Raw genomic sequence first — 19,847 nt, forward strand, 5'->3', positions numbered from 1 at the left:
GTTTAACGATGACTGTTATCTTTTGGTGGGTCGTGTTTCCTTACCTCACCTTGGCCGTGATGATCTTCGGCTTGCTCTATCGGTTTGCTTTTCGCCAGGTCAGCTGGACGGCGCCTTCCACGGAGATTTTTGAAAGAAGATGGCTCAGAATCGGCTCAACCGTGTTTCATTACGGGATCATTTTCGCGTTTGTCGGTCATATCATGGGCGTGATAATCCCGCGCAGCGTTTATTGGTCCTTGGGCGTATCTGATGAGACTTATCATCTATTCGCGATCGTGGGGGGCGGTTTTGCCGGTCTGATGGTCGTCGGCGGTCTGGTTCTTCTGCTCGTACGCAAAATCCTCAACCGCCGGGTAAGGGCCCATGCGGACTTTGGCGATTATTTTGCCGTGATTTTAGTGCTGATCGTCGCTGCGATCGGGACCTATATGACCATCGTGTACAATACGACTGTGGTGGCCTATGAATACCGTACAACCATCGGGCCTTGGTTTCGCAGCCTGTTTACCTTCAATCCGCAATACCGGTTGATGGAAACGGTCCCTTTCGTGTTTCAGCTTCACATCATCCTGGCGTTTCTTCTGTTCGCTTCCATTCCGTTTACTCATCTGGTCCATATGTTTTCTCTTCCCGCACGTTATCCGGCGAGAGCTCCGCAGCAGTACCGTTCCAGAAACAGTTATCGGAGAAGGGAGAGAACCTGATTAGGCAATTGCTGACCGCTTTCATGTGTACGGGTATGTGATCAAGTGCGTACAGGACGTCCGGAAAATATTCAGCCAACTTTGTCTCCAAAGTATATGAGCAGAAAAGTCTATGATCGTCAATTAAAATGGCTGCAGTTCAGATAGTATTGGAAGAAAACATGTTTGTGAAAGAGTTTGCCAAAAAATGATCGATTTATTCTAATACCCTTTACCGTTGGATTAGTGAGTATGAAGAATATGGGAAAAGTGCGTTTCCAGTCATGGAAGCGCACTTTATTATTCTCAATATGAAATAAAAAAGCTCAAGCGCGAGAATGAGGAATTCAGAAAAAACTCGATTTACTAAAAAAGTTTCAGGTCTTCTTGAGGAAAAAGAATGTGTGAGATTTCAAAATCTTATTTCAAGTACCACTAGAAAAGGAAACTCTTATGACAATGCATGAATGGAATATTTTTACAAAACCATAAAAAGAGAGCTGATTCAAGGTATTACATTTCAAACACCTGAACAAGCCCGAAAAAAATATAAATATATAGAATTGTACTACAATACCAGAACCGACATCGAGCGCAAAAAACTGATGCCGGTAAGATCGGAATACCGGCGTCAGTTTTCGGCTCGGGTCTTTTTTCAATGTTCATGAAACGGGGTCTTGACCAATTGGAAACCTGGTCTTTTTTGCTGTTCTTATCTTTCAGTAACATTATCGCGGAAAAAAAACGAGATGCTGTATAAACCTGCAAGGCCAACCAGCGTATAAATAATCCGGCTGAATGCGGAGGATGGGCGATGTATATCACCGCCGAACAGAGCAGTAACTAAGTCCCATTCAAAAATCCCTACAAGGAGCCAGTTCAGTGCGCCGATAATCACTAAAGTTAATGCAAGCCTTCCCATAAAGGTTCACCTACTTTTTTAGAATTGGTTCTCAGTATTACTATTCCAAGCCAATATGAAAAATATGCTTTGATAAATATTGGAATAAATAAAAGTGAGTACCCAGATAACGGTTATTGCATACTACTGATGAACAAGGATGTCCTTAGGAGTGGATGGTTATGGTTCAAGATACCGTACCGAATTTGTATCTTCGCCTTCGCCGGAAAGTGGAGATACGCATGGGTGACCAGATCCGGCTAGGGGATATTGCCGAGTTGATAACTGAATCAAAGTATGAAAAACTGGTAAGCAATTTGCTTATTTATGAATCCAGGGTAGAAGACGGGAACCGTATTTTAATTGATATGATGCGGATTATGGAAAAACTTTATGAAGCAGCTCCTGAGCTTCGAGTCGTCCATTTTGGGGAGCCGCACGTGCTTCTTGAAGTTTCGACGTACCGGAAGAAAAAAACAAGTAAGCTTTTGGTTGCGGCTGTCTGGCTGCTTCTTTTTGTAGGCTCAGGACTAACCATTATGAACTTTCATGCCGATGTCAGTATGCTTCAGGTCCACCAGCGTATTTATGAGCTTTTGACCGGGGAGAGGGTAGCTCACCCCTTAATCCTGCAAATCCCCTATTCTTTAGGTATTGGGATAGGTATGGTTCTCTTTTTCAATCATTTGTTCAAAAAGAAGTTTAATGAAGAACCAAGTCCGCTTGACGTTGAGATGTTTACATATCAAGAAAACCTGGACCAGTATGTCATAACGGAGGAATACCGAAAAAAACAAGCAGGAAAAAAAAGACATGAATGATTTCATTCACCAGCTTGCGGCGTGTTTTGTCGGTTTGGCAGGTGGAATTGCAGTAGGGAGCGGTATGGTTGCTTTTCTGATTGTTCTGGATATCATTCCCCGTCTTGTACAGCTAAGCCGTTCTCCGGGTATGATCCGTTGGTACGAAGTATCTGTGATTGCAGGATCTTTCTTATTTACCGTCTTTGATTTTTTTGATTGGCGGATGAAGATTGGTATTCTCCCGGCAGGTATATTTGGATTATTTGCCGGCGGGTTTATCGGGATGTTGGCGGCCGCCCTGACTGAGATTATAAATGTACTGCCCATTTTGGCAAAACGCATAGGGATTGAAGGATACATGGTCGGGCTTCTAATGGCTATGGTGCTCGGAAAAGTGTTAGGTTCATTGTTTGAATGGTTAATTTTTTGAATCCATTTCTTTTTTATGAAATTTATTCTTTTAACAGTTTATTTTATCAAGGGATCAGCAGCTGGAAAACTGGAGCATTTCTTGATTAGTGGGAGTTGATATGATGCGTAAACTGATGGATGAAATTCGAAAAAGCAAACCCCGTAAGCGCTTGGTTATCCCTCCTAGGGAGAATGAAATTGAGATAGACCCTCAGGGAAACATTATGCCCAAATTAACTTCTTCTTCCGTCATGCCGGAGGAGGTGGGCCATTCGTCTTCTCATCAAGATTCAAAATCGGGTTCAGATTCAAAAAATAAATCAACGGATGATTCTTCCAAAGAAGGGGATAAGGAAGAAAATTTGGATAACGATAAAACTCCCGTACTTTCAACTTTAGACGAAATAAAGCAGTATCTTGAGCAGGAAACGGGATTTAATTCGTCCTTTGATCTGATTATGAGGGAAATGGTATTCGGTTCTGTTAAGGTAGGAATATTTTACGCCAATGGTTTTGCCAAAGACTCGGTACTCACCGACATTATTACAAGGTTGTCCTATGCACCGGAAGAAACGATCGGCAGGAACCCTCTGTTTGCCATTAATGAGCTGCTCCTCCCGCACATTCAGGTGAAACCTTACTCCACGATGGCCGAAATTATCGGTCAGGTGCTATCTGGATCAACTGCCATATTTATTGAAGGGGAATCCACTGCCTTAGCCGTAGATGCCAAAGTCTTTCCGGCGCGAACAACGGAAGAACCTGATTTGGAGCGTGTTGTTAGGGGGGCCCGGGACGGCTTCGTAGAGACTCTCCTCACAAACGTAACCTTAATTCGGAGAAGGATTCGCGACCCTAAATTAAAGCTTGAGATTATGCAGGTAGGTCGCCGGACGAAAACGGATGTATGTATGGCTTATATCGATGATATTGCTGATCCTGAACTTGTTAAGGCGATGCGCTCTAAAATAGAGGAATTACAGGTTGACGGGCTCCCGCTTGCCGAGAAAGAATTGGAGGAAATGATAATCCCCCAACCTTTTAATCCTTATCCTACCGTAAGATATTCAGAGCGGCCTGATGTCATCGCCACACATCTTCTTGAAGGGCATGTTGCAGTTGTAGTGGATACGTCTCCCAGTGTCATGATATTGCCGACCACCTTTTTCCATCATGTACAGCATGCCGAAGAATATAGGCAGAACACATTTATGGGGACCTATCTGCGTTGGGTACGTTTCCTGGGTATTTTGGCTTCTTTGATCCTGCTGCCTTTATGGTATTTGATGGTGATTGATCCTATTCATAAGCCGGAGGCAATTTATTTCATAGGCCCTGAAAAAACAGGAGATATCCCTATCATTATGCAGTTCATTATTGCTGAACTTGGAATTGATCTGCTCCGTATGGCTTCCGTGCATACCCCTTCACCACTTACGGTAACAATGGGCTTGGTAGCCGCGATATTAATTGGGGAGATTGCTGTCAAAACCGGGTTGTTTATAAATGAGGTCATTTTGTACTTCTCAATTGCATCCATCGGCATGTTTTCAACTCCGAGCTATGAGTTGGGGCTGGCTAACCGGATAGCAAGATTGCTTTTTCTGATTGCTGTTTCTTTCTTTAAGGGACCGGGATTAGTGGTAGCTGTTACCTTTTGGCTCCTTTATCTGACCTTACTCCGTTCCTACAATTCTCCGTATATGTGGCCGTTCATCCCATTTAATGCCATGGGGTTTTATTCGATCCTGATCCGGCGACCCATTACGAATAATAAAACCAGACTCAGCCTGACCAAGCCAATCGACTCAACCCGCCAGCCTTCAAAACAGGAGAAATCCCCGGATTCTTCAGGGAATAACAACCAAAAAAGCTGAATTCGGCGTTTAAATGTATGGTTAATGAAAAGCTGATATTGTCAAATTGACTACCCTTATGGTAATTTAATGTATAACATGCAGGCTGGCATTTTATAGGCGGGAAGAGGGGAACGCATCAATGTTTTTGCATGGTACCGGTATAGTCAATAATCAAGGTCATTTGGAAATTGGCGGTGTGGATACAACGGAACTTGTAGAGAGATTCGGAACACCTCTATATGTGGTGGATGAAACTTTGGTTCGGCAGCGCTGCCAAGAATTTGTAAGTGCGTTCCGTGATTCCGGCTTAAAATTCCAGGTAGCTTATGCGAGCAAAGCTTTTTGCGTGAAAGCAATGTGCCGTGTGGCTGTTGAAGAGGGAATGTCTCTGGATGTAGTATCAGACGGGGAACTGATGACAGCTCTCGAATCGGGGTTTCCACCCGAGCGCATTCACTTTCACGGAAACAATAAAACTCCACAGGAAATTGAAATGGCCCTGCGGGCAGGAATTGGCTGTTTCGTAGTCGATAATTTTGTGGAAATGCAGCTTCTTCATTCCATGGCTGCAGAACAAGGTCTTCGTGTGAACGTTCTACTGCGGATAACCCCAGGGGTAGAAGCTCACACACATGAATATATTTCTACAGGGCAGACGGATTCCAAGTTTGGGTTCGATCTTGAAAATGGTTCCGCCTTTCAGGCTGTTCAGGAAGCATCCCGATTGGAATCATTTCATCTTTTGGGCATACATTCCCACATCGGTTCACAAATTTTTGAAGTGGAAGGGTTTCAAATAGCGGTTGAGAAAGTAGCTGCCTTTGCTGTACAGGTTAGAGATGAAATGGGAATATCTTTTCAGGTCATAAATCTGGGAGGAGGATTTGGCATCCGCTATACAGCAGAGGATACACCTCTGCCGGTTTCACAATATGTACAAGCTATTACAAACAGCATTAAAACCTGTTTTGCCAGCTACAAATACCCGATTCCGGAAATTTGGGTGGAGCCGGGACGCAGCATTGTCGGGGATGCCGGAACTACCCTTTATACGGTCGGAACTATCAAGGATATTCCGGGAGTACGTAAATACGTTTCGGTAGATGGGGGTATGACAGATAATCCAAGACCGGCGTTATACCAATCGGTTTATGAGGCGATATTAGCTAACCGCGCGAAGGAAGAAGCGGCTGAAGTTATATCTGTTGCAGGAAAGTGCTGTGAAAGTGGAGACATGCTGATTTGGGATGTGAAGCTTCCAAAAGTGCAAACAGGTGATATTTTAGCTGTATTCTGTACAGGGGCTTATAACTATTCGATGGCCAGCAACTATAATAGAATCCGCCGTCCGGCTGTGGTGTTTGTACAGAATGGTCAAGCGGATATTGTAGTCAAGCGGGAATCTTTCGAATATCTGCTTGGTAACGATGTAATTCCAAAACGGCTTCGCCCGGTTGTTCCTTTAGTAGCGAAATAGGATAGAGAATACTATCTTTGAATCTGCTTTCCAAGGCAAATAAAAGATCAATGTAAGATCTCCAATTATACTTAAAAGGTATAGGTTTGGAGGTCTTTTTATTCATCTATGCTGTCAAGGAAGAAGCGTTAGTAAACAGGAATGCAAACAAGGAGCACAGTTGTGCCGGAAGGGACAAATAGAGTACAATAGAAACCATCTGAGTAAGGAAAGGTGGAAAACAATTGAAAAAAGGTAGTATTAAACTGGCTAAAGGCGGAGAAGTGATCATTCAATTTTTTCCGGAAGAAGCTCCGAATACAGTGGCCAACTTCGAGAAACTAGCTAATAGCGGATTTTATAACGGACTGACTTTTCACCGTGTTATCAAAGGATTCGTTGCACAGGGCGGATGCCCGAATGGTACCGGAACCGGTGGTGCCGGTTATACCATTAAATGTGAAGTAGCAACCAACACCAGCAAGCATGAGCGCGGTACTTTGTCCATGGCCCATGCCGGCCGTGATACGGGAAGCTCCCAATTCTTTATTTGCTATGAGCCCCAGCCTCACCTTGACGGTAATCATACTGTCTTTGGGAAAGTGATCAGCGGTATGGAATATGTCGACGACATTGGCCAGGGTGACCGTATGGAAGAAGTAAAAGTGTGGGACGAAGAATAAGTCCTTGATAAAGAGCCGAAAGGCTCTTTAATCATCTAGAGCAAAGTATGTCCGATATAAAAAGGTGAACTTTGCTCCGGCACTGTTCATTCCAGAGAATCTGAATAGCGTTTAAGGTTATTGCCCGGAATGAAAGGGGCCCGCTATCCGCTCTCCAGCTAAAACTTTTGCCGGTATTGATGAATCACAGCCTTTGTCGATAATTAAAAAACGGAGTACTTTGATAGTGCTCTCTGACAGCTTAGAAACCCTATAATGGGGAATTGCCTGTAAACAGAGGTGGGTGGTATATTCCGTAAGAGTTTACGTCCGCCTTTAGAATCCGTGAATTGCCGAACTGGTTAACCGGCTGGACAGCATTAAAGGAAGTTTGTATACTTAACTTACAAGCAAGTAACCATATACATGAGCAATCCTTCGGGGCAGGGTGCAATTCCCGACCGACGGTGATACGAAGATGGCGATATTCTGCTGCTTCGTTCAGTCCGTGACCCGGGCCAATCCGACTTGTAAATAGTCAAGTTAAGAATGGAACGGTGGAGCCGGTGCAAATCCGGGACCGACAGTAAAAGTCTGGATGGGAGAAGGAAACGGGTAGAACCTGAAATTAAAGCTTTATGTACCTTTTTTCACATGAAAATGGAAATTCGGGTTTCTGATTGGAAACCGACTGTTTGTTGTGAATAATGATTGAGTAGGCAATAGGATTTTGAACAGATCATCTGAACGGCGAATCCGTCGTCTTACTTTTCTGTGGACTCCTTTGGTTTCTTTCAATGTGTACATAATGGCTGATTTGAAGGCTTCTTGAGTGTGAACACGTTTTCTAATTTCGATGGATAGAAACAGCCCCTTTGGAATATTTCAAAGGGGCTCTTTGCTTTGCAGGATGGTTCCGAGCTTGTGGAAAGGAGGGTTTCCAGTTGCAGCTCTTACAAGATGAGATGTACATGCGCCTCGCCCTTGATATGGCCAAAGGAGCCAAAGGGCAGACCGGAGTGAACCCGGTTGTGGGCTGCGTTCTGGTCAAAGACGGACGAATTATCGGTATGGGAGCCCATTTACATCGCGGGCAAGGCCATGCCGAAGTCCACGCGCTGCAGATGGCCGGGGCCGAAGCAGAAGGCTCCACCGCGTATGTAACGCTGGAGCCATGCAGCCACTTCGGCAAGACGCCCCCTTGCAGCGGGCGCCTGATCGACCACGGAGTCAAGCGCGTGGTCATAGCTGCTGTCGATCCCAATCCTCAGGTGGCGGGGGCCGGGATCGAGCGTCTGCGCAGCGCCGGCATCGAAGTCGATGTCGGGCTGCTCGCAGAGGAAGCCTCGGCCATGAACGAGGCTTTCAACAAATATATCGTCACAGGAATGCCGTTTGTGACGATGAAGACAGCTAGCACGCTCGATGGTAAAATCGCCGCTAAAACCGGCGACAGCAAGTGGATTACCGGCGATCTCTCGCGTGCTTACGTGCATACGATGCGCCACCAGCACCAAGGCATCCTTGTTAGCGTGGATACCGTAATTGCGGATGATCCGCAATTAAGTACACGCTTGACCGTGCCTGCCTTGCAGCCTGTGCGCATCGTGGCGGATTCACGGCTGCGCCTTCCCCTTGAAGCACAGGTGCTTCAAGATCTGGACCGGCAGCCGACGATCGTGCTGACGACGGAATTGTCGTCACCAGAACGGCGCCGTGCGCTGGAGGAGCTCAGCGCATCAGTCCTGACATGCGGCAGTGGCCCGCAGGTAGATTTGCGTCTCGCGATGAAACAGCTTGGCGAGCGTGAAATCGGGTCCATCCTATTGGAAGGCGGGGGGCGTTTGAACGGAGCCATGCTGGAACAGGGGCTGGTTGATAAAATTATGCTCTTTGTGGCTCCCAAGATTATTGGCGGCAAGCTATCTCCCCAGGCCATCTCTATGGAAGGCTGGGAACGAATGAAAGATGCCCTTAGGCTGGAGCGGTTTCAAGCAGAACCAGTTGGAGAAGATATTTGTTTAAGCGGATACCCTGTATATACGGCCGATGCGGAGAAGATCAGGAAGGGGGACTGAGAAATGTTCACGGGCATAATCGAGGAAATCGGCACCATGCGGAGGATTGACAGGCAGGGACAGGCTTTGATTTTGACGATCGGAGCCAAAAAGATATTGGAAGATATTCATCTTGGAGACAGCATAGCGGTTAATGGGGTTTGTTTGACAGTTGTTGCTTTTCAAGATCAGGAATTTTCGGTGGATGTAATGCCTGAGACCTTCCGCAGTACGAATCTTGCGAAGCTAAAAACAGGTTCCAGAGTAAACCTGGAAAGGGCCATGCAGGCGGGAGGCCGGTATGGCGGGCACATCGTACAGGGACATGTGGACGGAACCGCCGTTGTTATTGGTAAAGACCGGGAAGAAAATGCCGTAGTTTATAGATTCAGGCCTCTAACAGGGCGATTAACCCGGTATATTATTCCGAAAGGTTCCATTACGATAGACGGGATCAGTTTAACTGTAGTAGATACAAAAGAAGGGACATTCTCGGTTTCAATCATACCCCATACTCTGGCTGAAACGATATTAAATGATAAAGGGCCTGGAGATACCGTGAACATTGAATGTGACATAATAGGCAAATATATTGAGCATTTTTTGAAAGTACCGGATGAACCAGAAGGAAGCGGGTTAAAGCCGAACAGCTTAAGCGAGACATTTTTGACTGAAAACGGCTTTATGTAAAGCTTTTAGTACAGTTGCTCAGGAGGGAAAGGCTATGAACGATACATCGATGCATTTTCATTCGATTGAAGAAGCCATTTACGATCTCATGCTGGGGAAAATCGTGATCGTAGTGGATGATGAAGATAGAGAGAACGAAGGGGATTTCGTTGTCTTGGCTGATAAAGCAACGCCTGAGGCTATTAACTTTATGATAACAGAGGGACGCGGGCTGGTTTGTATGCCGATAACGGAAGAAAGGGCAATGGAGCTGGATTTGGCTCCTATGGTTTCCAAAAATACCGATTATCATGGAACAGCATTTACGGTTTCGGTGGACGGTGCCGGGACTTCCACAGGGATTTCCGCTTATGAACGTTCACAGACTGTCCAAGCCCTGATTCATCCGGACACTGGACCCCAGCATCTTCGCAGGCCCGGCCATATGTTTCCCTTGATTGCCAAGAAGGGCGGTGTTCTGCGCAGGGCAGGTCATACGGAAGCAGCAGTTGATTTGGCCAGAATGTGCTGTTCTTATCCTGCGGCGGTAATCTGCGAAGTCATCAAAGAAGACGGTACAATGGCAAGGGTTCCCGATCTTATGCAAATAGCCCGGAAGCATGATTTAAAGATCATTACAATCCAGGATCTCATCGAATACCGCAATCATAAAGAAAAGCTGGTACAGCGTGAGATCGAAACCAGATTGCCTACGGATTTCGGAGTATTTAAAGCCGTCGCTTATACGAACCTGGTAGACAATAAGGAACATGTCGCTCTGGTTAAAGGAAAAATTAGCAGTGACAAGCCCACACTTGTCCGTGTTCACTCCGAATGCCTGACAGGAGATGTATTTCATTCTCATCGTTGTGATTGCGGTCCGCAGCTTGAAGCTGCGTTAAAACAAATTAATGAGGCAGGCAGCGGTATTCTGTTGTATATGCGTCAAGAAGGGCGGGGAATCGGATTGATTAACAAGCTTAAAGCCTATAAGCTGCAAGAAGAAGGACTGGATACGGTAGAGGCTAACCTTAAGCTCGGTTTTGCTCCGGATCTGAGAGACTACGGAATTGGTGCCCAGATTCTAAAAGATCTTGGAGTATGCAAGCTGAAGCTCCTGACGAATAACCCGCGCAAGATTAAAGGGTTAGAAGGATATGGGCTTGAAGTGGTGGAGCGGGTTCCCATTCAAATGATGGAAAATGAAGATAACTCTTTATACCTGCATACCAAAAAAGAGAAACTGGGGCATATGCTGAAATTTGAAAAACAGCATTTCATCTAATTAGAGGAAATTAATTCATAAAAGGGGCGATATATATGGTTAAATATTTTGAAGGTCATTTGGTGACAGAACAATTAAAATTCGGGATTGTAATTGGCCGCTTTAACGAATTCATTACTTCCAAGCTGCTTTCCGGTGCATTGGACGCACTTAAAAGGCATGGAGCGAAAGAAGAAGAAATAGATGTAGCCTGGGTACCAGGAGCTTTTGAAATCCCGCTCATTGCCCAAAAAATGGCAGAAAGCGGGAAGTATGATGCTGTTATTACATTAGGTACGGTTATTCGGGGTTCTACTCCGCATTTCGATTATGTATGTGCTGAAGTATCCAAAGGAGTAGCAGCCATCAATTTGAAAACCGGCGTTCCTACGATTTTTGGCGTACTGACCACTGACTCTATAGAACAAGCGGTTGAACGCGCCGGAACTAAAGCGGGGAATAAAGGATGGGAAGCAGCATCTGCCGCTATTGAAATGGCTAATCTGACCAAACAGCTGCAAGCTTAATCAGACAGATTTAAGGAAAGACCTCCAATTTCACCTGGATCAGGTGTAATGGGAGGTTTTTCGTTTTATTTCTGTGACTTTGGAAGTATACAAATATGTTTCCTTTGAATTATCGTGTCTTCCGGATTTTTTTATTCTTCTGTACTTTTCCTGTATTTTTCTTGAACTCTTCCTCTACCCTTCCTGTATTAAAAAATCACATGCTAATTCCAAAGTATCTGGAATATTCTTTAAGATGATATAGAATCTCGATGAACCGTAATTTCACTGGACCGCATTTTTTTACTGAACCGTATTTTACTGAACAAAGGGGATAGTAACGCTAAGGTCTCTTTTGGTATTTATTTTTCCTTGTACAACAGTGGAAACGTTCTTTAGAATACAGTATCATCATAAAAGGAAGAAAAACCGCGGGGGAGGACTACTGAAATTGAAAGTGCTGTACAAATTAGATGTGTTTGAAGGCCCCCTGGACCTGCTTCTACATTTAATCGATAAATCCGAAGTGGATATTTATAATATACCGGTTAAAGAAATAACCGACCAGTATCTTGAGTACGTACAAGCTATGCAGGAACTGGAGCTTGAAGTAACAAGCGAATTTTTAGTCATGGCTGCTACTCTTCTATCCATTAAAAGCAAAATGCTGCTTCCTAAGCCTCCTGAAATCGAAATGGATTTTGATTATTACCAGGAGGACGAGATGGACCCGCGGGCTGAACTGGTGCAAAAACTTGTGGAATACCGGAAGTTTAAAGCAGTTGCTGATGTGCTAAGGGAAAAAGAAGTGGAGAGAAGCCTGGTTTATACGAGAGAGCCTGAAGATCTGAGCCCTTTTCTGCCGGAAAAACAGGAGAATCCGGTTAAAGGGCTAGAAATCGGTGACTTGGTACTGGCTTTTCAGCGGACGTTTCGAAAGATGGTTCACCGGAACTCTGTAGCAAAGATTCAGCGGGATGAGATATCAGTCAAAGACCGTATGAAGGAAGTGGTTGGAAACCTTGCTGTTCAAGGTGGCACCATGATGTTTTCCGATCTGTTTGATGTTCATATGACCCGCGAGGATCTTGTAGTTACTTTTTTGGCTTTGCTTGAATTGATGAAAATAAAACGTATTCAATGTTTCCAATATCACCTTTTTGACGACATCATGATTAAATCAAGAGAGGAGGGACTTCATGCTGAATTACCAACAGATGAAATCCGTTATTGAAGGACTTATTTTTGTATCGGGCGATGAAGGAATAACTGTGAAACAGCTTGCAGAAGTTCTGGATCAGGATGAATCCACTTTACGGGATTTAATCGAAGAACTGAAGCAGGATTTGCAGGAAAGTGAGAGGGGAATTCAAATTGTTGAGGTGGCGGGATGCTATCAATGCACTACTTTACCGGAACATGCCCTTTATTTTGAACGTCTGGCTTATACTCCGTCAAGGTCTACATTGTCCCAGGCAGCTCTTGAGACCCTTTCTATCATTGCATATAAGCAGCCTATCACCCGTGTTGAAATTGAGGAGATCCGCGGGGTAAAATGTGACCGTGCTTTACATACCCTTATGGCTAAGGAACTTATCGAGGAATCAGGAAGAGCTGAAGCTATCGGAAGACCGATTCTGTATGGAACCTCCAAAAAATTTCTGGAGTACTTTGGGCTTGGTTCTATTCACGATTTGCCGGAAGCGGGTACCATTAACGACGGTTTTGATCTTGAAGAGGAAGCGCGGCTGCTGTTTGATAAATTTGAAGAAGAGGAACAGCTTTCTTTTGATGAATCTGCCGGGACAGCACAGTCTTCTATTAAAGAACCAAATGATATTTGAATATTCACATCAAGAAGAAGAACGCGGTCGTCCCTTTAGGGATACCGCGTTTTCTAAATGTAACCGGGATAGAGAACAGAACTGCCTTTTTTTGCATGTCTTTATTCAAATGGGTCATACTAACCGTTGTTACATGAATTTGGTTAATACCGGAGGCTTTGGACCATGGTTATATGGCACTGGATAGTAAACTGCCTGATAATTCTGGCGGGGATCGGCATCCTGGCTTTTACGGCCATTTGTTTTAGCCGTGTTTATGGTACTATTTCGTTTACAAAATTACAGGATAACGATAATCTGACAATTGAAATAAAAGGATTATACGGATTAGTTAAAACAAAAATTCATATTCCGATTATTCAGTTTGTTAATATTCGAGAGGGCATTTATGTGAAATCCAAACAGGTAGACAGGCAGATACAGAGGGAAACCAGCAAAAACAATGAAAAAAACATCAACAAAAAGTGGTTGAAACGATTTTCTTTAAAAACCAGACTTTTGATTAACAAAACGGTAGATTTGCAGGGATGGATTAAACAAACACTTAAGCTGGTTCACTGTAATGATTTGAGATGGACCAGTTATGTAGGAGTAGGAGATGCTCCTCAGACAGCAATTTGTACGGGGGCCATTTGGGCATTAAAATCAACACTTGTCGGATTTGCAGTCAATTTGGTCCGGCTTGAAACCGTCCCGGATTTATCGGTAAACCCTTTGTATAACCGTACCCAATTCATGACAGAACTAAAAATTGGGGCTCATGTACGGGTAGGTTCCGTTATTCTGGCTTGTATCCGTCTTTTGAACAGGATCAGAAAAGTGCCGGGCGGTCCGAAAATCTGGAGGAAAGTATTATATTCCAAAAGTACATAGCTTAGGTCTGCATAGGGCATATTATAAGTGCTGATATTCCATCCTTTTCACCAAGAAGAATTGCAAGGAGGAGAACAATATGTCGGATCATCCGATTCAAGGGCTCATGAAGACGGCAATGGAAAACATTAAGGAAATGGTTGATGTGAATACCATTGTCGGAGATCCTGTGGAAACCCCTGACGGAAGTGTCATTATGCCGATCAGTAAAGTAGGCTTTGGATTTGCGGCCGGAGGAAGCCAGTTTGTTACCGATAATGCCGCCAGAGAGGTTCGTAAGACTGACGGTTCCCAAACCCATACATCTGAAGTTGCTATGCCGTTTGGCGGTGGTAGCGGAGGGGGAATTTCCATTACCCCCATCGCCTTTTTAGTTGTTGGTAAACCTGGCGTTAAAGTAGTTCCTTTGGACAATCAAACCCATATTGTTGAGCGTTTGATTGACTCCGCTCCCCAGTTTGTAGAAAAGCTGCAAAACATGATGAAGAGTAAGAATGCGACGGGGACGACTCAGCCCCAAGATCAGGGGACCGAAGTTAATGCCACGATCAAAACGGAGCCAACCGCTCCAAACATTCAGATCTAAAGTAAAAAACCGCCCACGAAGGGCGGTTTTTTCAAAGCCGAAACAGATGACACATCAGGGGATTTTCCGGTAGTATAGGGGGAGGGCAGAGGGCAGAATACTCTGCCCTGTTTTTTGTTCCTATAGGAAAATCAAATAGCGGAAATAAATATAAATATGAGAGAGGAACAAAGATACGATCATAATGGGTGCCCCTACTTTAAGGAACTCCAGATAACTAAAGCCGTGTCCTTCTTTCTTGGCAATCCCCGCTACAATCACGTTGGCGGAAGCTCCAATTATCGTCCCATTACCACCGAGACAAGCCCCCAGCGCCAACGACCACCACAAAGCGTTAAGCTGCGGTGAATCTACAGCGAGGCCGAGCTGTACGCCCATATCTTTAATAAGAGGAATCATCGTGGCTACAAATGGAATATTGTCAATCGTAGCTGAGGCAATTCCGGATCCCCATAAAATGAGAGGAGCGGCAAAGCTGATATTTCCCTCCGTAATTTCAAGAACTCCCTGTGCAAGCCGGTTGATAATCCCAACTTCCTGCAGGCCTCCCACTAAGGTAAACAGGCCTGCAAAGAAAAAGATTGTCACCCATTCCACTGTGTCTAATGCCTCTTCAATCTGGTCTTCCTTCAAACCAATCAGCATCAGTACGACGGCTCCGGTGATCGCAATGACAGATGCATCCAGATGAATGACGGAATGAAGAACAAAACCAAGCAGAGTAAAGCCAAGTACAATCAATGACTTGGTCATCAGCTTGCGATCGAGAATATAGTCTGACTCCTTCAGTTCCATCAGTTTTTGCTTATATTTCTCATTGAATTTTAGTTCTTTACGGTACATCAGATACAGCAAACCAAGTGTTACGGCCATAATAATAATTGTAATCGGGGCCAGATTCAGCAAAAAGGCATTAAAAGTAAGATGTTCGTTAGCGGAACCGATCATAATGTTCGGAGGATCTCCGATCAATGTGGCTGTCCCGCCAATATTAGAAGCAATTACTTCCGAGATTAAAAAAGGTACAGGATTCACGTGCAGGATTTTGGTAATCGATAAGGTGACGGGGACCATAAGCAATACGGTTGTCACATTATCCAAAAGGGCGGATCCAATTGCCGTAAGTGTACTCAGGATCAGAAGGATGTTCATAGGTTTTCCTCCTGCCATCTTGGCGGCTTTTATTGCAACATACTGAAATACTCCCGTTTTATTGGCGATCCCCACCAGAATCATCATTCCGATAAGAAGGGCTATGGTAGTCCATTCTATGTAATGCTCCAAGGCCTTATGGACGTCCAGGATACCGAAGATGATCATTAAAGCGGCACCCAGCAGGGCAATAACTGCCCGGTTAATTTTTTCGGAAATAATGATGGTATAAGTGACTAAAAAGATAGCCAAGGCAATCCAGGTTAGCAAAGGGTATCACTCCTTGTGTTCTGTCTATTACTTGATGTTGCAAACGGAAAAAGCTAAAAAAGGCAAAAAGGAGCCTGTGGTGAACAGGCTCCTCCAAGACTTGCATCATTTAGTTTTCCATATTAATTATACGCTTTCACGGGATTTTTGTAAATACTGTTTTGGTCATATCCCAATCAGACAAGCATATATATGTACAAATCCGGTACTGACTACATTTGAGGAGTAGGAGGATAGCCATGTATAAAAGAGTATTACTTACATTCGTGCTGCTGATAAGTATCATACTGCTTCCTTTGCATGCAGCTGCCGCTCCGGCTTCCATCTCCACTCATGCTGAAGCTGCCGCGCTTATTGATGTACATTCCGGTAGAATTTTATATTCACAAAGCGGAGATAAAGAGATGCGCGTTGCCAGCACCACCAAAATTATGACAGCCATTATTGCGATTGAGCAAGGGCGTTTATCAGATATGGTGAAGGTCGGCAAGAATGCGGCCGGTAAAGAAGGGTCGTCTCTTTATTTGAAATTGGGTGAAGAAATGAGTCTTCATAATTTGCTTTATGGTATGATGCTCCGTTCGGGCAATGATGCTGCGATAACTATAGCCGAACATATCGGCGGAAGTATCGAAGGCTTTGCTTACCTGATGAACGAAAAAGCCAGTCTCCTGGGCATGGCCCATACTCATTTTACGAATCCTTCCGGTCTGGATGATGGGAAGGAAATGAAACATTATTCCAGCGCCAACGATATGGCTAAGCTGACGGCTTATGCCCTTAAAAATCCTGTCTTCCGCGACATTGTCAAGACAAAGACGAAAAAAGCGCCGAATCCCAACGCGAACTGGGATTACTCCTGGTCAAACAAAAATAAAATGCTCAACCTGTATGAAGGAGCTGACGGTGTTAAAACAGGTTATACCAAGCTCGCCTATAGATGCCTTGTTTCCTCGGCTACTCGCGGCAATCAGCAGCTGGCTGCCGTGACCTTAAATGACGGTAACGATTGGGCTGATCATGCCAAGCTTCTGGATTATGGATTTGAGACGTATCCTTTGAAGCAGGTCCTGCAAAAAGGGGAAACGGTCTCGGGCACCAATTGGGTAGCAGGCAGGTCCTTTGCCTACCCTTTCCATGGTGATGAACAAAAACAGATGATCAGTAAAGTAGTAAGCCACGATCCGAAATCGCTGGAATATAGAACCGGAGAAAGGGGCCTGCTTACCTTTTACCTTGGGGAGGATCATCCAATAGGCACTATCCCGTTGTATGAACCGGAAAGTCCCGGATTGAACAAAACTGAGCAGTCTGTCTTCGAATATAAACCGACGGAAGTCCATATGTCAGCATTCAGCAAGGCAACGGATGCTTTTCGTACCGTAATAGCTTCCTTGTTTATGATGTTGGGTTCGGGAATGGAATAACTATGAGAAAGCAGGTGAAGTCTGATGGTCAACTGGATCTGGTTATTTTTTCTGGTAGCGGGATTTGCCGTAGCCGCAGTTCAAGGAAAAATAGACGTGGTTACCCAAGCTGTTTTTGACGGGGCAAAAAGCGGGGTGACCGTTTGCTTCGGCTTGATCAGTATACTTGTATTTTGGCTTGGAATCATGAAGATCACCGAAGATTCAGGCCTTCTTAAGAAACTGGCCGTGCTCCTGCGCCCGATTGTCCGCTTTTTATTCCCCAGCATCCCGAAAGATCATCCAGCTGTCGGTTATATTATGTCCAACATGAGCGCTAACATATTAGGCCTTGGGAATGCCGCCACACCTATGGGAATCAGAGCGATGCAAGAGCTGCAAAAGCTTAATCCGGAAAAAGATACGGCCAGTCCAGCGATGTGTACACTACTTGCCCTGAATACGGCCAGTATTACTTTAATTCCAACGACATTGATTGCGATCCGCATGAATTTCCACTCGAAAAATCCGGCTGACATTGTCGGAAGCACTTTAATGGCTACCTTTGTTGCAACGGTTGCCGCCATCATCGTAGACAGATTCTACCGGAAAAAAGCCTTGAAGAAATCTGTCTAGAAAGGAGCAGCTATCATGTATACCCTGATCTCCGTCATTTCGGCCTGGGCCATTCCTGTTATGATCGTATTTATTCCGTTGTACGCAGCTTATCGCAAAGTGCCTGTATATGAATCGTTTGTAGACGGAGCAAAGGACGGGTTTGATACGGCCATCAAGATTATTCCCCATTTGGTTGGGATGATGGTGGCCATCAGTGTTTTCAGGGCCTCCGGAGCCATGGATTTATTGATCGGTTGGATGAAGCCATTTATGGAAAGTATAGGTGTCCCGACAGAGGTGCTGCCTCTTGCTTTTTTACGCCCTATTACAGGAGCGGGCTCCCTTGCCTTTACGGCGGATTTGATCCAGCAATTTGGTCCGGACTCCATGATTGGCAGAATTGCTTCTACGGTACAGGGAAGTACGGACACCACTTTATATGTAATTACCGTTTATTTCGGGGCCATAGGTATTCGAAAGGCCGGCTATGCACTTAAAGTAGGGTTAATTTCCGATCTTATCGGTTTCATTGCTTCCATTATCGTATGTTATATGGTATTCGCTTAATAACAAGGTATGTTTACCTATTTGGATAGTCACCTCTTTTCCCGCTCTCTTCATATAATGAAGAAACAGTCAGGAAAAAGAGGTGCTCCTATGCAGATTGTCGGGATCATACTTCATCATTCAATCTGCCCTTGTATTAACGGGAAAGGGTATGATTTTTTTGTCACCAAAGACAGTACAGTACTCTTGTCACCGGAAAGGGCCGATCCCAGTTTCCTTCATGTCTGCCTGGAAGGGGATTTCAGCGGAGGCCTGCCGCTGAAAGCATCTCAGAAGGAGCAGCTGTTTGTGGTTCAAAAGCTGATGGGGGCCCTGTCCAATCGGATGGGTTTTAATGCGGGTCATATATATCCTCATACCCGTACCTGTCCCGGTGAAAAGTTTCCATGGGAGGAACTTGTGATTTCTTCACCAGGCGGTTATCATTAGGGAGAGGTGAAGAGTCCCAATGGAAGAAAGATTGCAGAAAGTGCTTGCCGCAGCAGGAGTGGCCTCTCGTCGCAAATGCGAAGAGATCATTTTGGCAGGCCGAGTGGAAGTTAACGATAAAGTTGTAAGTACGCTTGGTGTGAAAGTGAATCCACACCAGGATGTCATTAAAGTGGATGGACGAGCTATTCAAAATCAGGAGAAAATATATATTTTATTTAATAAGCCTAAAGGGGTTATTACGAGTGTCTCAGACCCGGAGGGCCGGCGTGTCGTAGGTGATTTTCTTAAAGGAATAAAGGAACGGGTATACCCTGTCGGACGCCTTGATTATGATACAGAAGGATTGCTTATTTTGACAAACGACGGGGAATTTGCCAACATGGTAACCCATCCGAGACATCATGTGTCCAAAACTTATCACGCAACGGTAAAAGGAGTTCCACACGGTTCTGTTTTGGAAAAGCTGCGCGAAGGAGTGAAACTTGAGGATGGCATGACTGCCCCTGCCGAAGTGGAGTACCATGATATAGATCCCGATAAGAAGCAGTCGGTCATTTCGATAACAATCTACGAAGGAAAAAACCGTCAGGTCCGGCGTATGTTTGAAGCCGTAGGTTATCCGGTCACGAGGCTCAAAAGGGTGAAATTCGGTTCCATCCCGCTTGTCGGGCTGCCCAGAGGGAAGTTCCGGAGAATGCGGAAAGAAGAAGTACAGGCTCTCCTGAATGAGGCTTCACAGTCACATAAAGTTCAAAAAGGCCAATAATCGACGGCCTTTTTTTTCGTTATAATGGAATGTAGTATGCCAAAAAATAGAAGGTGATA

At 44.8% G+C, this 19,847-nt stretch carries 22 protein-coding genes and 1 riboswitch; of the genes, 20 read left to right on the forward strand and 2 right to left on the reverse strand.

The window, feature by feature from the left end; all coding sequences use genetic code 11:
* The first annotated feature begins 8 nt into the window (after positions 1-8).
* On the forward strand, positions 9-707 hold the full coding sequence (gene narI / locus BXP28_RS21180) for a respiratory nitrate reductase subunit gamma (RefSeq protein ID WP_036657864.1): 699 nt from the start codon (positions 9-11) through the stop codon (positions 705-707).
* Between the two features lie 446 nt (positions 708-1,153).
* A complete protein-coding gene (locus BXP28_RS25435) occupies positions 1,154-1,354 on the forward strand; it encodes an IS3 family transposase (RefSeq protein WP_077585202.1) in 201 nt (66 codons plus the stop codon).
* Between the two features lie 44 nt (positions 1,355-1,398).
* Here BXP28_RS25435 and BXP28_RS21190 read toward each other — a convergent pair whose 3' ends face one another.
* Entirely contained in the window at positions 1,399-1,608 is a 210-nt protein-coding gene (locus BXP28_RS21190) for a DUF378 domain-containing protein (protein ID WP_023482595.1), read from the reverse strand.
* 161 nt (positions 1,609-1,769) lie between these two features.
* Between BXP28_RS21190 and BXP28_RS21195 the strand changes: the two genes are divergently transcribed.
* The 13 genes from BXP28_RS21195 (at position 1,770) to ytfJ (ending at position 14,577) form a co-directional block, all read left to right on the forward strand.
* The gene (locus BXP28_RS21195; protein ID WP_036657866.1) at positions 1,770-2,408 is read left to right on the forward strand and encodes a stage V sporulation protein AA; all 639 of its coding nucleotides are present in this window, start codon (positions 1,770-1,772) and stop codon (positions 2,406-2,408) included.
* Entirely contained in the window at positions 2,401-2,820 is a 420-nt protein-coding gene (locus BXP28_RS21200; protein WP_023482597.1) for a stage V sporulation protein AB, read from the forward strand. The genes BXP28_RS21195 and BXP28_RS21200 overlap by 8 nt, the downstream gene beginning before the upstream one ends.
* 103 nt (positions 2,821-2,923) lie before the next feature.
* Complete coding sequence (locus tag BXP28_RS21205) at positions 2,924-4,678, forward strand: spore germination protein (protein ID WP_046654989.1); 1,755 nt, start codon at positions 2,924-2,926, stop codon at positions 4,676-4,678.
* Positions 4,679-4,799: 121 nt separating this feature from the next.
* Positions 4,800-6,137 carry a diaminopimelate decarboxylase gene (gene lysA, locus BXP28_RS21210; RefSeq protein WP_023482599.1) on the forward strand — a complete coding sequence of 446 codons (1,338 nt, stop codon included), beginning with the start codon at positions 4,800-4,802 and terminating at the stop codon, positions 6,135-6,137.
* A 224-nt stretch (positions 6,138-6,361) separates the two neighbouring features.
* A complete protein-coding gene (locus BXP28_RS21215) occupies positions 6,362-6,799 on the forward strand; it encodes a peptidylprolyl isomerase (RefSeq protein WP_023482600.1) in 438 nt (145 codons plus the stop codon).
* 409 nt (positions 6,800-7,208) lie between these two features.
* A riboswitch (FMN riboswitch) is annotated at positions 7,209-7,392 on the forward strand.
* A 330-nt stretch (positions 7,393-7,722) separates the two neighbouring features.
* Complete coding sequence (gene ribD / locus BXP28_RS21220) at positions 7,723-8,856, forward strand: bifunctional diaminohydroxyphosphoribosylaminopyrimidine deaminase/5-amino-6-(5-phosphoribosylamino)uracil reductase RibD (protein ID WP_226989802.1); 1,134 nt, start codon at positions 7,723-7,725, stop codon at positions 8,854-8,856.
* A gap of 3 nt (positions 8,857-8,859) precedes the next feature.
* Positions 8,860-9,525, forward strand: coding sequence for a riboflavin synthase (gene ribE, locus BXP28_RS21225; protein WP_023482602.1), 666 nt, complete (start codon positions 8,860-8,862; stop codon positions 9,523-9,525).
* A gap of 34 nt (positions 9,526-9,559) precedes the next feature.
* Positions 9,560-10,789, forward strand: coding sequence for a bifunctional 3,4-dihydroxy-2-butanone-4-phosphate synthase/GTP cyclohydrolase II (locus tag BXP28_RS21230; RefSeq protein WP_040931955.1), 1,230 nt, complete (start codon positions 9,560-9,562; stop codon positions 10,787-10,789).
* Positions 10,790-10,824: 35 nt separating this feature from the next.
* Positions 10,825-11,295, forward strand: a complete 471-nt coding sequence (gene ribH, locus BXP28_RS21235) for a 6,7-dimethyl-8-ribityllumazine synthase (RefSeq protein WP_023482604.1) — start codon at positions 10,825-10,827, stop codon at positions 11,293-11,295.
* Positions 11,296-11,725: 430 nt separating this feature from the next.
* Entirely contained in the window at positions 11,726-12,508 is a 783-nt protein-coding gene (locus BXP28_RS21240) for a segregation and condensation protein A (protein ID WP_036657869.1), read from the forward strand.
* Positions 12,477-13,118, forward strand: coding sequence for an SMC-Scp complex subunit ScpB (gene scpB / locus BXP28_RS21245; RefSeq protein ID WP_036658393.1), 642 nt, complete (start codon positions 12,477-12,479; stop codon positions 13,116-13,118). Before BXP28_RS21240 ends, scpB begins: the two co-directional genes overlap by 32 nt.
* A gap of 165 nt (positions 13,119-13,283) precedes the next feature.
* Positions 13,284-13,991 carry a DUF2953 domain-containing protein gene (locus tag BXP28_RS21250; RefSeq protein ID WP_023482607.1) on the forward strand — a complete coding sequence of 236 codons (708 nt, stop codon included), beginning with the start codon at positions 13,284-13,286 and terminating at the stop codon, positions 13,989-13,991.
* Between the two features lie 79 nt (positions 13,992-14,070).
* Entirely contained in the window at positions 14,071-14,577 is a 507-nt protein-coding gene (gene ytfJ, locus BXP28_RS21255; protein ID WP_023482608.1) for a GerW family sporulation protein, read from the forward strand.
* A 120-nt stretch (positions 14,578-14,697) separates the two neighbouring features.
* Here ytfJ and BXP28_RS21260 read toward each other — a convergent pair whose 3' ends face one another.
* The gene (locus BXP28_RS21260) at positions 14,698-15,999 is read right to left on the reverse strand and encodes an ArsB/NhaD family transporter (RefSeq protein WP_023482609.1); all 1,302 of its coding nucleotides are present in this window, start codon (positions 15,997-15,999) and stop codon (positions 14,698-14,700) included.
* A gap of 239 nt (positions 16,000-16,238) precedes the next feature.
* Between BXP28_RS21260 and BXP28_RS21265 the strand changes: the two genes are divergently transcribed.
* The 5 genes from BXP28_RS21265 (at position 16,239) to BXP28_RS21285 (ending at position 19,788) form a co-directional block, all read left to right on the forward strand.
* Positions 16,239-17,426, forward strand: a complete 1,188-nt coding sequence (locus tag BXP28_RS21265) for a D-alanyl-D-alanine carboxypeptidase family protein (protein WP_024093721.1) — start codon at positions 16,239-16,241, stop codon at positions 17,424-17,426.
* Positions 17,427-17,450: 24 nt separating this feature from the next.
* On the forward strand, positions 17,451-18,041 hold the full coding sequence (locus BXP28_RS21270) for a nucleoside recognition domain-containing protein (protein WP_023482611.1): 591 nt from the start codon (positions 17,451-17,453) through the stop codon (positions 18,039-18,041).
* 15 nt (positions 18,042-18,056) lie between these two features.
* Positions 18,057-18,590: a spore maturation protein gene (locus tag BXP28_RS21275; RefSeq protein ID WP_023482612.1), complete on the forward strand. Its 534-nt coding sequence runs from the start codon at positions 18,057-18,059 to the stop codon at positions 18,588-18,590.
* A 90-nt stretch (positions 18,591-18,680) separates the two neighbouring features.
* On the forward strand, positions 18,681-19,019 hold the full coding sequence (locus tag BXP28_RS21280; protein WP_036657872.1) for an N-acetylmuramoyl-L-alanine amidase: 339 nt from the start codon (positions 18,681-18,683) through the stop codon (positions 19,017-19,019).
* 19 nt (positions 19,020-19,038) lie between these two features.
* Complete coding sequence (locus BXP28_RS21285) at positions 19,039-19,788, forward strand: pseudouridine synthase (protein ID WP_023482614.1); 750 nt, start codon at positions 19,039-19,041, stop codon at positions 19,786-19,788.
* Positions 19,789-19,847: the final 59 nt, after the last annotated feature.

This window comes from Paenibacillus larvae subsp. larvae, from assembly GCF_002003265.1.
GTDB classification, from domain to species: Bacteria; Bacillota; Bacilli; order Paenibacillales; family NBRC-103111; genus Paenibacillus_H; species Paenibacillus_H larvae.

Excerpts from the sequence above, each read along its gene's own strand:
- BXP28_RS21200 (WP_023482597.1), top strand. The coding sequence starts at position 2,401 with ATGAATGATTTCATTCACCAGCTTGCGGCGTGTTTTGTCGGTTTGGCA.
- BXP28_RS21280 (WP_036657872.1), top strand. The coding sequence starts at position 18,681 with ATGCAGATTGTCGGGATCATACTTCATCATTCAATCTGCCCTTGTATT.
- BXP28_RS21195 (WP_036657866.1), top strand. The coding sequence starts at position 1,770 with ATGGTTCAAGATACCGTACCGAATTTGTATCTTCGCCTTCGCCGGAAA.
- BXP28_RS21230 (WP_040931955.1), top strand. The coding sequence starts at position 9,560 with ATGAACGATACATCGATGCATTTTCATTCGATTGAAGAAGCCATTTAC.
- ytfJ (WP_023482608.1), top strand. The coding sequence starts at position 14,071 with ATGTCGGATCATCCGATTCAAGGGCTCATGAAGACGGCAATGGAAAAC.
- BXP28_RS21275 (WP_023482612.1), top strand. The coding sequence starts at position 18,057 with ATGTATACCCTGATCTCCGTCATTTCGGCCTGGGCCATTCCTGTTATG.
- lysA (WP_023482599.1), top strand. The coding sequence starts at position 4,800 with ATGTTTTTGCATGGTACCGGTATAGTCAATAATCAAGGTCATTTGGAA.
- BXP28_RS21270 (WP_023482611.1), top strand. The coding sequence starts at position 17,451 with ATGGTCAACTGGATCTGGTTATTTTTTCTGGTAGCGGGATTTGCCGTA.
- ribE (WP_023482602.1), top strand. The coding sequence starts at position 8,860 with ATGTTCACGGGCATAATCGAGGAAATCGGCACCATGCGGAGGATTGAC.
- BXP28_RS21285 (WP_023482614.1), top strand. The coding sequence starts at position 19,039 with ATGGAAGAAAGATTGCAGAAAGTGCTTGCCGCAGCAGGAGTGGCCTCT.
- BXP28_RS21190 (WP_023482595.1), bottom strand. The coding sequence starts at position 1,608 with ATGGGAAGGCTTGCATTAACTTTAGTGATTATCGGCGCACTGAACTGG.
- BXP28_RS21265 (WP_024093721.1), top strand. The coding sequence starts at position 16,239 with ATGTATAAAAGAGTATTACTTACATTCGTGCTGCTGATAAGTATCATA.
- BXP28_RS25435 (WP_077585202.1), top strand. The coding sequence starts at position 1,154 with ATGGAATATTTTTACAAAACCATAAAAAGAGAGCTGATTCAAGGTATT.
- BXP28_RS21250 (WP_023482607.1), top strand. The coding sequence starts at position 13,284 with ATGGTTATATGGCACTGGATAGTAAACTGCCTGATAATTCTGGCGGGG.
- BXP28_RS21205 (WP_046654989.1), top strand. The coding sequence starts at position 2,924 with ATGCGTAAACTGATGGATGAAATTCGAAAAAGCAAACCCCGTAAGCGC.
- ribH (WP_023482604.1), top strand. The coding sequence starts at position 10,825 with ATGGTTAAATATTTTGAAGGTCATTTGGTGACAGAACAATTAAAATTC.
- narI (WP_036657864.1), top strand. The coding sequence starts at position 9 with ATGACTGTTATCTTTTGGTGGGTCGTGTTTCCTTACCTCACCTTGGCC.